Source organism: Microbispora sp. CSR-4 (assembly GCF_008033685.1).
Classification (GTDB): Bacteria; Actinomycetota; Actinomycetes; order Streptosporangiales; family Streptosporangiaceae; genus Microbispora.
On record NZ_VJVX01000315.1, the window covers coordinates 1 to 343 of the forward strand.

The 343-nt window shown below is 75.2% G+C and carries 1 protein-coding gene; it reads left to right on the forward strand.

Translation table 11 applies throughout. From position 1 onward, the window contains the following. Positions 1-343, forward strand: a 343-nt coding sequence (locus FLV34_RS41175) for a hypothetical protein (protein ID WP_222709831.1), incomplete at both ends; no start/stop codon positions are given.

The following is a 343-nucleotide window of genomic DNA, read 5'->3' on the forward strand; positions in this document are numbered from 1 at the left end:
CCGACGACCCCAGCCAGGCCGACGACGCCGTCTCCGACGTGATGGGCGATCCGGGTGCTGCGGGCGGCACCGACGGCCCCGAGACCCCGGACGAGCTCGGCACTGCTGAGGCTGTCCCCGCCACCGACCCTGCCGCTGGCTCCGGCGACGTCGCGACCGGACTTCGCGATGAAGAGCCTCGTGGCTGGGGAGCCGGTGAGTGCGCGGCCGGTGAGCGGCGGCCCGGGGAGTGCGAGCCGCGCAGCACCGCGAACGCCGACTCCGCCGAGGACGACGACACCGCGAGCACCCGCTCTGCCGAGTGCGACACGACCGCGCCTGCAGAGGGCGATGGCTGCGTTCG